Annotated in this window: 10 protein-coding genes and 1 tRNA gene; 8 read left to right on the top strand and 3 right to left on the bottom strand. The window is 63.1% G+C overall.

Annotated features, from left to right (window positions below; translation table 11 throughout):
- The first annotated feature begins 22 nt into the window (after nucleotides 1–22).
- From hisH to BCY78_RS22285, 3 genes are all read left to right on the top strand, one after another.
- Complete coding sequence (hisH, locus tag BCY78_RS22295) at nucleotides 23–661, top strand: imidazole glycerol phosphate synthase subunit HisH (RefSeq protein WP_068306252.1); 639 nt, start codon at nucleotides 23–25, stop codon at nucleotides 659–661.
- A gap of 86 nt (nucleotides 662–747) precedes the next feature.
- Nucleotides 748–2,058, top strand: coding sequence for a UDP-N-acetylglucosamine 1-carboxyvinyltransferase (murA, locus tag BCY78_RS22290; RefSeq protein ID WP_068306251.1), 1,311 nt, complete (start codon nucleotides 748–750; stop codon nucleotides 2,056–2,058).
- Nucleotides 2,059–2,415: 357 nt separating this feature from the next.
- The gene (locus BCY78_RS22285; RefSeq protein WP_068306250.1) at nucleotides 2,416–3,084 is read left to right on the top strand and encodes a Crp/Fnr family transcriptional regulator; all 669 of its coding nucleotides are present in this window, start codon (nucleotides 2,416–2,418) and stop codon (nucleotides 3,082–3,084) included.
- A 72-nt stretch (nucleotides 3,085–3,156) separates the two neighbouring features.
- Here the strand turns inward: BCY78_RS22285 and thrS are convergent, their stop codons facing one another.
- The gene (gene thrS, locus BCY78_RS22280; RefSeq protein WP_068306248.1) at nucleotides 3,157–5,103 is read right to left on the bottom strand and encodes a threonine--tRNA ligase; all 1,947 of its coding nucleotides are present in this window, start codon (nucleotides 5,101–5,103) and stop codon (nucleotides 3,157–3,159) included.
- 135 nt (nucleotides 5,104–5,238) lie between these two features.
- Between thrS and BCY78_RS22275 the strand changes: the two genes are divergently transcribed.
- From BCY78_RS22275 to BCY78_RS22260, 4 genes are all read left to right on the top strand, one after another.
- On the top strand, nucleotides 5,239–5,904 hold the full coding sequence (locus BCY78_RS22275) for a DNA-3-methyladenine glycosylase I (protein ID WP_068306246.1): 666 nt from the start codon (nucleotides 5,239–5,241) through the stop codon (nucleotides 5,902–5,904).
- 112 nt (nucleotides 5,905–6,016) lie between these two features.
- Complete coding sequence (locus BCY78_RS22270; RefSeq protein ID WP_068306244.1) at nucleotides 6,017–6,829, top strand: creatininase family protein; 813 nt, start codon at nucleotides 6,017–6,019, stop codon at nucleotides 6,827–6,829.
- On the top strand, nucleotides 6,826–7,566 hold the full coding sequence (locus BCY78_RS22265) for a carboxylesterase (RefSeq protein ID WP_068306242.1): 741 nt from the start codon (nucleotides 6,826–6,828) through the stop codon (nucleotides 7,564–7,566). Before BCY78_RS22270 ends, BCY78_RS22265 begins: the two co-directional genes overlap by 4 nt.
- 166 nt (nucleotides 7,567–7,732) lie before the next feature.
- Nucleotides 7,733–7,809: transfer RNA gene (locus tag BCY78_RS22260), tRNA-Arg, on the top strand.
- A 142-nt stretch (nucleotides 7,810–7,951) separates the two neighbouring features.
- Here the strand turns inward: BCY78_RS22260 and BCY78_RS22255 are convergent.
- Together BCY78_RS22255 and BCY78_RS22250 are read right to left on the bottom strand one after the other, a co-directional pair.
- Nucleotides 7,952–9,841: a TniQ family protein gene (locus tag BCY78_RS22255; RefSeq protein ID WP_068306240.1), complete on the bottom strand. Its 1,890-nt coding sequence runs from the start codon at nucleotides 9,839–9,841 to the stop codon at nucleotides 7,952–7,954.
- A 297-nt stretch (nucleotides 9,842–10,138) separates the two neighbouring features.
- Nucleotides 10,139–12,235: an AAA family ATPase gene (locus tag BCY78_RS22250; protein ID WP_068306238.1), complete on the bottom strand. Its 2,097-nt coding sequence runs from the start codon at nucleotides 12,233–12,235 to the stop codon at nucleotides 10,139–10,141.
- Nucleotides 12,236–12,511: 276 nt separating this feature from the next.
- On the opposite strand from BCY78_RS22250, the gene BCY78_RS22245 reads away from it, so the two are divergent.
- On the top strand, nucleotides 12,512–12,662 hold a 151-nt coding region (locus BCY78_RS22245), incomplete at its 3' end, for a transposase (protein ID WP_139103264.1).

Genomic DNA, 12,662 nt, shown 5'->3' with positions numbered 1-12,662 from the left:
CGGATATAGGGGACTTTTCGTCATGCTCACCGTTCTCGTGGATTACGAATCCGGCAACCTGCACTCGGCGCAGAAAGCCTTCGAGCGCATGGCGCGCGAGACGGATGGCGGCGAGGTGCTGGTCACCAACCGCCCCGAGGACGTGCTGCGCGCGGACCGCGTCGTGCTGCCCGGTGACGGTGCCTTCCCGGCCTGCAAGCGCGAGCTCGATGCCGTCACCGGCATGACCGAGGCGCTGACCGAGGCCGTGATCCGGCAGGGCAAGCCGTTCCTCGGGATCTGCGTCGGGATGCAGATGCTGGCGACCACCGGGCATGAATATTCCGAAACCCCCGGCCTTGGCTGGATCGGCGGCGATGTGGTGCGGATTACCCCTTCGGATCCGGCGATGAAGGTGCCGCATATGGGCTGGAACGACATGATCCTCGACCGCCCGCATCCGGTGCTGGACGGCCTGAAGACCGGCGATCACGCCTATTTCGTCCATTCCTACCGCTTTCAGGTCGCCGATGAGGCCGACCTTCTCGCGCATGTCGACTACGGCGGGCCGGTCACGGCGATTGTCGGGCGGAACAATATCCTCGGCACCCAGTTCCACCCTGAGAAAAGCCAGTCGGCGGGCCTCCGCCTGATCGGGAATTTCCTGCACTGGAAGCCATGAGCCTCACCGAATTGTCGGTTCCCGTGAGCGCGAACATTTGTTAATTCTGCCCAAAACGAGGGCAGCAAAAAAAGGGGTCTGCGAGCATGGCCATCGCACAGCCGCATGAACGCGTTCAGTACATCGTCGAAGGCGGTTTCACCCTCTCGGGCGAGATCGAGCCCTCGGGCAACAAGAACGCCGCGCTGCCGATTGTCGCCGCCGCCCTGCTGACCGGCGAACGGGTCGAGCTGACCAATGTGCCGCGCATCCGCGACATTGAAGTGCTGGTTGAGCTGATCCAATCGGTCGGCGCCGAGGCCAAGTGGCTTGGCCGCAACCATCTGGAAATCAAGGCCGAGAACCTGCGCCCGGCGGATCTGGACCCGGATCTTTGCGCCCGCGTGCGCGCCTCGATCCTGCTGGCGGGCCCGATGCTGGCGCGCTGCGGCGAGGTCGAGCTGCCGCCGCCCGGTGGCGACGTCATCGGCCGTCGCCGCGTGGACACCCATTTCCTCGCGCTGCAGCAGTTGGGGGCCGAGATCAAGACCAACGGCCATTACCATTTCAAGGCCGAGAAACTGCGCGGCGTCGATGTGTTCCTCGACGAGCCCTCGGTCACCGCGACCGAGAACGCACTTTGTGCCGCCGTCTGCGCCGAGGGTACGACGATCCTGCGCAATTGCGCCTCTGAGCCCCACGTGCAGGACCTCGCCCGGTTCCTGATCGCGATGGGCGCCGAGATCGAGGGCATCGGCACCAACACGATGACCATCCACGGTGGCCACAAGCTGCATGGCTGCACGCATAAGATCGGCCCCGACCATATCGAGGTGGGCTCGCTCATCGGCCTCGCCGCCGTGACGAAATCCGAGATCACCATCAAGAATGCCGGCGTTGAACACCTGCGCTCGACCCTGATGAATTTCGAGCGTCTCGGCATCCGTTGCGAGATCCGTGGTGACGACCTCTACATCCCTGCCGAGCAGGAGATGAAGGTTCAGGCCGATTTCGGCGGGCATATCCCGACGATCTCGGACCAGCCCTGGCCCGCCTTCCCCGCCGACACCATGTCCATCGCCATCGTCACCGCGACGCAATGCGAGGGCGTGGTGATGATGTTCGAGAAGATGTTCGAAAGCCGGATGTTCTTCGTCGACAAGCTGATCGCCATGGGCGCGCGCATTGTCCTTTGTGACCCGCACCGCGCCATCGTTGCCGGCAAGTCGCAGATGCGCGGCTCGCGGCTGGAAAGCCCCGATATTCGCGCCGGGATGGCCATGCTGATCGCCGCCATGTGCGCCGAGGGCACCTCGACCATCAACAACGCCCAGCAGATCGAGCGCGGCTACGAGCGGATCGACGAGCGGCTGAACGCCATGGGCGCGAAGATCACCCGCGTGCCGGCCCGCGCCTGACGCAAGAGCCGGGCAAATGATCGGCGATTGGGCAAGAATACTGCCCGATCACCGGCTAGCGCGATGATATTCGGATAATTTTATCCGATGATACGAAATATGACGTCCTGTGTCGCCCACCCGACACAGGACGTTTTCAGTTCACAGTACAACAATATGGGTTCGTACCGTCCTATTTCGGCGGGGCAGGCTGCGGTGTGTCGCGGCCGGCTGGATCGCGTCGTTTATACGAGTATTGGCCATTCCGTCCCTTGCCCTTGTTGCGTATTGTTCCACTCGGGGGTGTGTTCCCCGAGGCCCACAAGGGACCGGAATGGCCAAGTTTTCTCTGACGACGTCCGACGCGGCGGCTGCCGCATGAACCAACACCTCCCCCACGATGCGCTGTTCGGCAATTCCTCGATGCTGGCCGGCCTGCCCGATGCCAACCGGGCGGCCCTGCTGGCGGAATGCCCGGTGCTGACCTTCCCAGAGACCACCGAGCTTCTGGCACAGGAAGAGGTTCCGACCGGCTGCTACCTGATCGCGCGCGGCCGGGTGGAGATCAGCCATGTCGACCGACAGGGCAATGTGATGATCCTCAACGTCTCAGGCCCCGGCGAAGTGGTGGGCGAGGCCGAGATCTTCAGCGGGCAAGCCTGCGTCGCCACCTGCACCGCCCTCGCCGGGACGGTGGCGATGTTCTGCACGGCCGAGGCCCTGAACCGCCATGTCCCGGCAGAGCTGCTGCTGCGCAACATCTCGCATATGCTGCACGCGCGGTTGGAAAACGACATCCACGGCCGCCTGATCGCGCAGTTCAGCCCGCCCGATCAGCGCATCTGCCACCATATCCTGCAGTTCACCGCGCCCGAGGCGCCGGAAACCCGCCTCAGCCAGGCCTATCTGGCGTCGCTGGCCGGATGCTCGCGCCAGACCGTGAACCGCCGCTTGGGGGAATTGAGGCGCGACGGCGTGATCGAGGTGAAACGCGAGACGATCCGCGTCTTGGACCGCGCGCGTCTGCAGACCGAAGCCGGGATCTGAGCCCATCCCATCCATAATGACAAACGCCGGGGCCTTGCGGTCCCGGCGTTCGCATTTCCTGTGATCCGGGGATCAGATCATGTCGGGCGGCGTGGCTTCCGCCTTGAGATCGGCAACCAGCGTGTCCAATGCGACCGTGGCGGTCTTGTTCTCGCCCAGACGACGCACCGAGACGGTCCGTTCCGTCACTTCACGCCCGCCCAGCGCCAGGATCACCGGCACCTTGGCCAGCGAGTGTTCGCGGACCTTGTAGTTGATCTTCTCGTTACGGATGTCGGCCTCGGCGCGGATGCCGACGGCCTGCAGCGCCGCGACGACCTCGTGCACATAGTCATCCGCTTCCGAAGTGATTGAGGCCACCACGACCTGCTGCGGCGCCAGCCACAGCGGCAGCTTGCCCGAGTAGTTCTCGATCAGGATGCCGATGAAACGCTCGAACGAACCGAGCGTCGCGCGGTGCAGCATGATCGGCCGGTGCTTCGCGCCATCGGCGCCGACGTAATCCGCATCCAGCCGCTCGGGCAGGTTCGGGTCGACCTGGAAAGTGCCGCATTGCCAATCGCGGCCGATGGCATCCGTCAGCACGAATTCCAGCTTCGGGCCGTAGAAGGCGCCCTCGCCCTCGAAGATCTCATAGGCATGACCGGCGGCCGTGACGGCGTTGGCGAGCGCGGCCTCGGCATAATCCCAGCTTTCCTCGGTGCCGATGCGCTTTTCCGGGCGCGTCGACAGCTTGATGCGCCATTTGGTGAAGCCCAGCTCGTCATAGACCTTGGACAGGAATTCGATGAAGCGCTTGGCCTCGCCCTCGATCTGCTCCTCGGTGCAGAAGATATGGCCATCGTCCTGCGTGAAGCCGCGCACGCGCATGATGCCATGCAGCGCGCCCGAGGGCTCGTAGCGGGCGCAAGAGCCGAATTCGGCCATGCGCAGCGGCAGGTCGCGATAGGATTTGAGGCCGTGGTTGAAGATCTGCACGTGGCAGGGGCAGTTCATCGGCTTCAGCGCGTTGATGGTCTTTTCCTTCGCGCCTTCCTCGTCCACCTCGACGATGAACATGTTCTCGCGGTAGTTCTCCCAATGCCCCGAGGCATCCCAGAGCTTGCGGTTCACCACCTGCGGCGTGTTCACCTCGACATAGCCGCCGGCGCGCTGCTTGCGGCGCATGTAATCCTGCAGCGTCGAATAGATCGTCCAGCCGTTCGGATGCCAGAAGATCTGGCCCGGGGCCTCTTCCTGCATATGGAACAGGTCCATCTCGCGGCCCAGCTTGCGGTGGTCACGCTTGGCGGCTTCCTCCAGCATGTGCAGGTGGGCCTTCAGGTCATCGCGCGACTTGAACGCCACGCCGTAGATCCGCTGCAGCATCGGCCGCGAGGCATCACCCAGCCAATAGGCGCCGGCGACATGCGTCAGCTTGAAGGCATCGGCCGGAACCTGCCCCGTGTGCTGCAGGTGCGGACCGCGGCAGAGATCCTGCCAGTCGCCGTGCCAATACATGCGCAGGTCCTGATCCTCGGGGATGCGGTTGACCAGCTCGACCTTGTAGGGCTCGTTGTTCTGCTCATAGTAGGCAATCGCATCGGCGCGCGACCAGACTTCCGTCTTCACGGCCTCACGGGTGTTGATGATCTTCTTCATCTCGGCCTCGATGGCGCCAAGATCTTCGGGCGTGAAGGGCTCGGCGCGGTCGAAATCGTAGAACCAGCCGTAATCGCGCACCGGGCCGATGGTGACCTTCGTGTCCGGCCAGAGCGCCTGCACGGCGCGCGCCATGATATGCGCGAGGTCGTGGCGGATGAGTTCGAGCGCCGGAGCGTCGTCCTTCATCGTGTTGATCGACAGGTTCGCATCGGCCTTGATCGGCCATTGCAGGTCCCAGTGCTGGCCATTGACCTGCGCCGAGATCGCGGCTTTCGCCAGCGAGGGGGCAATGGATTTCGCGACCTCGAGCGGCGTGATGCCGGCCTCGTATTCGCGCACATTGCCATCGGGGAATTTTAGGGAAATCAGGCTCATCGGCCGTGCTCCTCGTCGTTTTGGCGCCCACGGAACGCCCGGTTGCGGGTTATGTCGGCCTGTTTCATGCGCGCGAGAGGCCGGCTTGTCAATCGCCCCCGCGCCGCGCAGGATCGGATGTGACAGGAGGGCCCCATGCGCAGCTACAATCAGATCCTCGCCATCGCCGCCGAACGGAAGGGCAGCGTGGAGGCCGTGCTCAAGGATGTCCCGGTGCCCCTGAGTGCGGACGCCTTGGCCGCGATCCCCGATGATCGGTGGCTGTCGCGCTTCGCGCGCGGGATCTTTCAGGCGGGCATCAGCTGGACGGTCGTCGACAAGAAATGGCCGGGGATCGAGGAGGCCTTCCTCGGCTTCGACCTCACCGACATCACCTTCCAGCCCGAGGATTGGGTGGCCGATCTGTGTCAGGACACCCGCATCGTCCGCTCGCCGCCCAAGGTGCAGGCGATCCTCGATAACGCGGCCTTCATCCGCCGCGTGAGGGATGAAAGCGGGTCCTTCGGGCGGCGGATCGGCGACTGGCCAGACAGCGATTTCGCCGGGCTGGTGAAATGGCTGCAAGCCGAGGGCTCGCGCCTTGGCGGCACGACAGGGGCCTATGCGCTGCGGCAGATGGGGAAGGACAGCTATCTGATGTCGACCGATGTGGTGGCGCGGCTGGTCGCGGAAGGCGTGATCGAAAAGGCGCCGACGTCGAAAAAGGCCTGGGCCGCGGTGCAGGCGGCGTTCAACGAGTGGCAGGCGCAATCCGGCGCGACATTGACGACGATCAGCCGGGTTCTGGCGCAGAGCCTGTAGGGTGGGATTTCATCCCACCTGCTGCACCAGAAGGTGGGGTTAAACCCCACCCTACGGCGGTTGCGCCCCCGCCCTGCCCGTGCATCATGGCGCCAGCACGAAGGAGATGCCGATGCAAGAAGTCGACTGGTCCCACCTCAAGGCACATGAGCTGCGCGCGCTCGCCGCCTCGAACGCCGTGGTGATCCTGCCTATCGCCTCGATCGAGCAGCACGGGCCGCATCTGCCGGTGATGACCGATACGCGCCTGGGCCAGGAGATCGCCCACCGCGCCGCCCGCAAGGCCTGCGCTGCCGGGCGCCCGACGGTGGTCACGCCCGTCGTCTGGTCCGGCCTCTCCGAGCATCACATGCCCTTCGGCGGCACACTGACGCTGAGCCATTCGACCTTCCGGCTGGTGCTGAAGGATCTGATCGAGTCCCTGACCCGCCACGGCTTCCGCGACATCCTCATCTCCAATAGCCATGGCGGCAATCAGGTGGCGATGCAGCAGATCTGCGACGAACTCGCGCCGACCTCGCCCGCCGTTCTGGTCGCCACCACCTATGTCTCCGAGGCCGGCGAGAGCCTGTCTCAATACTGCGAGGATCAGCCGGGCGTGATGCACGCGGGCGAGGCCGAGACCTCGATGATGATGGTCTGCGAGCCCGATCTGGTCGACAGCTCCGACCTCGGCAGCCTGACGCAGGCGATGGACGGGGCGAAGTTCCTTAAAGCCGGCAAGGCCTCGTACCGCTGGCGGCCCTTCCCGCATGTCACCGGCAATGGCATCGCCGGCAATCCGACGCGCTCGACCCCTGAGAAGGGCGAGAAGATGATCGAAGCCGGGGCCGAGGCCCTCGCCGCGCTGATCCTCGATGCGGACACCTGGGCCGACACGCGCGATCTGCGCGGCGAAGGCACGCAAGGAGTACCCTTCCGGTGACGCAATACCTCGACACGCCGCAGGGCCGCCGCCTCGCCTATGTTCAGACACCGGGCACGGGGACTGGCGTGGTCTTCCTCGGCGGCTTCAAATCCGACATGACCGGCACCAAGGCGCAATTCCTCGAAGCCTGGGCCAAGGAGCGGGGTCGCCCCTTCCTGCGCTTCGACTATTCGGGCCATGGTCAATCCTCGGGCGATTTCCTCGATGGCGCGATCGGCGACTGGTTCGAGGACGCGCTGGCGGCGATCACCCAGCTGACCGAGGGCAAACAGGTCCTCGTCGGCTCCTCGATGGGCGGCTGGATCTCGCTCCTGTGCTGCCGCGCGATCCCCGAGCGCGTCGCAGCCCTCATCGGCATCGCCGCCGCGCCCGACTTCACCGAGGACCTGATGCTGCCCTCCTTCACGCCCGAGGAACTCCAGTCCATGGAGACCACGGGTCGCATCGAGCAGCCCTCCGAGTACAGCGACGAGCCCTATGTCATTACCCGCCGCCTGATCGAGGAAGGCCGCACCCGTCTTGTCCTGCGCGCGCCGCTACCCCTGCCGTTCCCGGTGCGGCTGCTGCAGGGCTCGGCCGATGTCGACGTGCCGCCCTCGGTGGCGCTGAAGCTCTTCGACCATGCCGAGAGCCCCGACCTGCGCCTCACGCTGGTAAAAGCAGCCGATCACCGCTTCTCGGAACCCGAGAACCTCGCGCTCCTGTCCCGCACGCTGGACGATCTGCAGCTGTGACCCAAGGCCGGGCGCCCACCCCGCGCCCGCCCCTTCACTCTGCCCAAATACTCACACCCGGGCAGCCGCAAGGCACCAACTACCCTGCCTCTGACCTTGTTCCAAATACTCACCTTCGCCCCACCCTTGACGCCGCCCGCCCGGATGCCGCATGAGGGTCCGGTGCGGTCCCGTAGCTCAGCTGGATAGAGCGGCTGCCTTCTAAGCAGTTGGTCAGGGGTTCGAGTCCTCTCGGGATCGCCAGCCCGTCACAAAGTCAGAGCAAGCATATGAGTGCGCAAACGCACGCATAAGCTTGCGCAAAGCGTTCAGAGCAAGGCGACGCCTGCTCCGCCGCCATCATGGATGCTGCGAAGCAGGCGCCCTGTGCTGCACAGATTGTGCTTTACGATGAACCGGGACTCGGCCGGCCAAGCGATTTCATCGCCGCCAGCACATCTTGTCGACGATAGAGGTCGACCGAGTTCGGGCCTCCCGCCCTGAAGACGGGCACATTATGGGCCGCCAGCGCTGCCATAATCGTATTTCGGTGCAGCCCTGTCTCTGTCACCAGAACGGTCAATGTCGTGAAGCGCTCATGAAAGGCCGCGACATCCGCACGCGTCATCCGCCACTGGAAACGCTTGGCCCCTTGTAGGACGACTTTCGTCGCCGGCGTGAGCCCCTCTTCGATCAGAGACAAGAAAGCCCCTTTGTCGCGAAGACCTACCTCGCGCGCGAAGGCGCTGACGGGCTGGTCACCCTCCCGGCTCCCCGCATGAGGCCCGCCTTCAGCCTGCTCGCGTTCCTGCCGCAGGCGGTCCTCCAAGGCTTGCGCCGCGGAGATCTCGACGACAAAGCCGTGGTAGCCGAACACCTCCGCCCTTTTCGCAACCACAAGACTTCGGTCGCGGATCTTGTCCAGCAGCTGCCGCACGGAGAGTCCGAATCGGAACCGCGTCATCTGGAGCGTCTCCCAACCTGCACCATCGCCGCTGAGGGGAACGGCCAGTCGGTTCAGCTCGTCGATAAGCGCCAAGCCCTCCGCGGCTCGCCACCGAGACTTGATGGTCGCCACTTTGGTCCTCGGAGCGAGAACGCCGTCCTCTTCCAGGGTGATGAGTTCCTGCTTCGTTGCGCCGATCGCCTCGCGCATCGCAATCGGCCCTATGAGGGTCGGGATCTCCTCCAACAAAGCCTGATAACGCCGCGCATCGAAGGTCTTGTGCTGCGGTGAGCGCGTATCTTCCGCAAGGAACGCCCCGGCTTCGGTGAGAAAGCCATTCAGGATACCGGCGCCGACACCGGTTTCCTTGCTCGCCGAAACCAGTGAGTGAAGGCGACGTTCGGTCACGGTCTGACCGAGAAGGCTCTCCCCCGCCCCTAGCGGCCAAATCTCGAGCCCATAGTCCCGCACCATATCGCGATATCCGTCGAAGCTGGGCTCATCGCGATAGAGGGTGCCAAGCGTTGACATGATCTTGTGAAGGCCGCCCTGTGTCGAGCGCGATCTTCCGTCCTCACCGCGTGTCAGGAGGTCCAGCGCTTCACGAATGCCTTGCGTGCCGCGTGAGGCATGAGCAAAGCCAAGGGCCTTCGCGTTCCGGTCATCGACATCATCGGTGTGCTGTCGCAGCAATGCGTCGCCGAGCAAGCTGCAGAACGTCATCGCCGCGAACAGCGGCTGTGCCGCCAGTTCTGTGCTATCCTCCCCGCACGCCAGACGACGATCGATCCAAAGATCGTAAGCGGAAGGCTCGACAGGCTCGCGATCGTAGAGCCCCGAGCGAACATCCGGAAGGATTTCGCCCAACCTTTCGCCTATGTTGTCCCGCTCGATAACTCGCGAACACGTCCAAAGCGGGACCAACAGATGCCCGTGCTTCACGCAAATTTCGACGCCGCGGCAGAGCCAATCCCCGGCCATCGCGACCTGGGAAAGGGCATCGACCGGGTCGGTGGCTTGCTCTCGAATACAACATGGACAGCCGCGGACGACGGGGTTCCGCAAGGCCCGAGAGATGAACACCTCGCCCCGAAAACGCATCCGAACATCGCCGATGCGTTCGCCCGTCCACGACAGCAGGGTCGCAAGATCTTGGCTGGACAGGCCCGAAAGCTCCGCAAACTCGGCGACGGCCGATGCCTCTTGGTCAACAATTCGCTTGAACGCGAACCCGAGGTCGAGCGCAAAGTCACCCACGTTGGTGCCGTTGGCAGCGGCCATGCGGGAAATGAACGATAGCAACGTCTCCCGCGCTGCGGGCTCAACGGTGAGGCGAAGGGTCTTGGCCATCGGAAACCTGATGTCGTATCGGCAAAGTCGCCGCCCTCCATCCCCGAAATCGCCGCGAGTGTCCAATCGCTACCAGACACGAGCCGAAGAGGTGTCCCGGACCTGAGCTGCGAGCGGCCGCTTGGGGCGGGAAGCGGACATACGGCAGTGCGGCACTGTATCTGCGGCGACATGGGCAAAGCGGTCGTTCATCCAACTCGCTGCGCACTGGGCAGAAACCGGTCGGTTGGCAGTGTAGAAATTTAATTCCGCGTATTAGCAAGCAGGCCGGTTGGCGCCGACCTTGAGACGGCACACCTAGTGTCCCAGAGCATTAGGCAGACCACCAAGAAACCGCAGCAGCGTATTACACAAAACTTGGTTCTTGCGGACCTGCTGCCGAACGGCACCTTCGTAGTCTTTGTAGGTCGCGAACCGCAGCGACTGCGCCACTTGTCCACGCGCGTTGCATTCGCGCATTTTATAGCGGCGAAGAAGGGTTTCTAGGTCTGTCTGCGCAACAGCGGCATCGAAACGATCTTGTTCTTCTTTTAGGACGGCATCAAGGTCGAGCAAAATCGTCCGCTGCCCCCCAGCTCGAACGTCCTCCCAAGTCGGAGCCTGCCGCTGAAGATACGCGCTCAACTGCATATCGGCGGCGCGGGCGCAAAGACGATCCCTTTGCTTATTGAGTTCGCGTACCGCGCTTTCGATGGCCGTCTCCTGCATATCTGCAGCGTCGAACCCATCGATGTGTTCGGCTTGGGCCAGCGCCACAACTCTGATCACATCGGGGTGGTAGTATAGCGCTTCAACGGCGTTCAGACCCAAGACGTACACTCGATCTTTCACGTGCTCGTCACGGGCTTCATCGTCACGTCCGTCGTGGTCGATCAGCCCAAACACCTCAATGTGATGGAGCTCAGAAGCACCGCGCATCCCCTTCGTAGCGGCGATGACGTCGCGCGATGATCCTTTAGGCACGACAGAAACGCCGGGAAGGAGGGTCGCATAAAGACCGCCATCTAAGCTGGCATCGGTACCCTCTACAAAGAGAACGCGGCGGCGCGAGCCGAGGATGTCGCGGCGGATAAGCTCTGGTATGTCCTCGCCCGCTTCGAGAAGATCGAAGTCCCAGGCGACCTTCTGCTGCGCAGGTCCAGCCCGCCGGACGTCGCGCATAAGGATCATCCGGGCCTGTGGATGCTCAACGGCGAGGTCGATGGCATGAGTTGAGACAACCATCGCGCAGTCGGGCCGTTCGGCGAAAAGATCGCGCAGGAGCGGGGCGATGATGGCATGGTTCAGGTGTCGCTCGGGCTCGTCGAGAAGGAGGACGGAATCAGGCGGCGAAATTAACACAGTCGCGGCGAGGAAGATGGCTGCGCGCTCGCCGTCGGAGACCTCTGCAAAATCGAATGGCTCACCGCCGTTGCGTTGGGCCTGCACAGCACGAAAGCCGTCGATCTTGACGGTGATTTTGAGTTGGGCCGATGCGAGTAAGCGATTGAGCTTGTCGACGGGTGTCTCCTCGGCGCGGGCAAGTCGAAACTGCGCGCTGCCTGGGTCCTCTCGACCGTACTTTGCAAGCGCTTGGTCCAGCCGAACCTGCTCGTTCACAAGGTCGAAAAGGAGTGCTTGAACACGGTCGATATGGGGTTGGTCTGAGAAGCGGGCCTTCTCTTGTCGCTCCCAGTGAACCAGGTTCTGCTCGTGTTCTTGCCGACTAGCCGCTGTCATCTTCATCGCACCGCTTTGCGTCCACATCTGTCGGTGCGCGGCAACACGGATGACGCTATTTCCGGTGCTTGGCCACTTCATAAGTGACTGGAGAAACGATGACTTTCCAGTCCCGTTAGAGCCCAGAAGGAATATGCGATCGCCCACGCTTACGGGTAAGGTGATTTCCTGCAGATCCCCGTTCGGGCCGAATCGATGGATGGTTGGCGCGAGGAGCTGGACGCGGTTGGTACTTTCGATAGCCTCGTGCTTCACATGTGCCTCTCGTTCGGTTGGGACAACCTGATACTGGAGTATCAGCCTATCCTCAGGGTCGCCGTGGCTGGTCGCCATCACGTCGATCACCTGAACGGCGAGAAACCGACCGTGGGTGTTCTCAATGACAAGGAACTGTCCTTCGTTAAGCCTGCGCGTGCGAGACGTGAAATCCAGCCGCGCCATGTTCTCGCGCGTGATGTCGGTTAGGTTCTTGGCGCCGTCAGCGACGGCAATGCCACGCGTGCTGGTTGGATCGTTATAGGCAATAATGCTGGTGCTGCTTGAACCGGACCACTTGGTCTCGAAGGATACTTCTCCCTCACCAAACAAAGCGCGCCCATCATGCTCAGCGTACCGTACGACTGCTTGCCCAGAGAGCGCGGTGAAATGAGGTGGGGGAACCTGATCATGCTTCATGGGCAGAACCTAGAAGGTTGTAGCCATCCTGAAAAGCCGACATCTGAGAAGCGCAAACAAACAACAGGTCCGAACGTCCCGCATCAGCGACACTTATTGATCTGAAACGCTGCGCACCGCACGAACGGCAGATCTCACGAATGCTGCAGGGCAGCGCGGCTCCTTGTCGACTGTCCGCCATGGGCCTGGCTGCCCGCCCGGGGAGCTGGTGACCTGCCCCCCGCGAAATCCCTCGCCTTAATGTAGAGTCTGCGCCAACTCTGAAGGAGCAGACGAATGCGAAAGAGCCGTTTCACCGAGGCGCAGATAATCGGGATGATCAAGGAGCAAGAGGCGGGAATGCCGACTGCGGAGGTGTGCCGCAGGCACGGCCTGAGCAGCGCGACGTTCTACAAGCTGAAGTCAAAGTATGGCGGCCTGGAAGTGT

This window comes from Pararhodobacter sp. CCB-MM2 (genome assembly GCF_001691415.1).
Classification (GTDB): Bacteria; Pseudomonadota; Alphaproteobacteria; order Rhodobacterales; family Rhodobacteraceae; genus Pararhodobacter.
The sequence above is the reverse complement of the archived record's forward strand: the minus strand, read 5'-3'. Positions and strand labels throughout refer to the sequence as shown.

Coding starts and splice junctions, on each gene's coding strand:
- BCY78_RS22270 (WP_068306244.1), top strand. CDS start 6,017: ATGCAAGAAGTCGACTGGTCCCACCTCAAGGCACATGAGCTGCGCGCG.
- BCY78_RS22255 (WP_068306240.1), bottom strand. CDS start 9,841: ATGGCCAAGACCCTTCGCCTCACCGTTGAGCCCGCAGCGCGGGAGACG.
- thrS (WP_068306248.1), bottom strand. CDS start 5,103: ATGAGCCTGATTTCCCTAAAATTCCCCGATGGCAATGTGCGCGAATAC.
- BCY78_RS22275 (WP_068306246.1), top strand. CDS start 5,239: ATGCGCAGCTACAATCAGATCCTCGCCATCGCCGCCGAACGGAAGGGC.
- BCY78_RS22250 (WP_068306238.1), bottom strand. CDS start 12,235: ATGAAGCATGATCAGGTTCCCCCACCTCATTTCACCGCGCTCTCTGGG.
- murA (WP_068306251.1), top strand. CDS start 748: ATGGCCATCGCACAGCCGCATGAACGCGTTCAGTACATCGTCGAAGGC.
- hisH (WP_068306252.1), top strand. CDS start 23: ATGCTCACCGTTCTCGTGGATTACGAATCCGGCAACCTGCACTCGGCG.
- BCY78_RS22285 (WP_068306250.1), top strand. CDS start 2,416: ATGAACCAACACCTCCCCCACGATGCGCTGTTCGGCAATTCCTCGATG.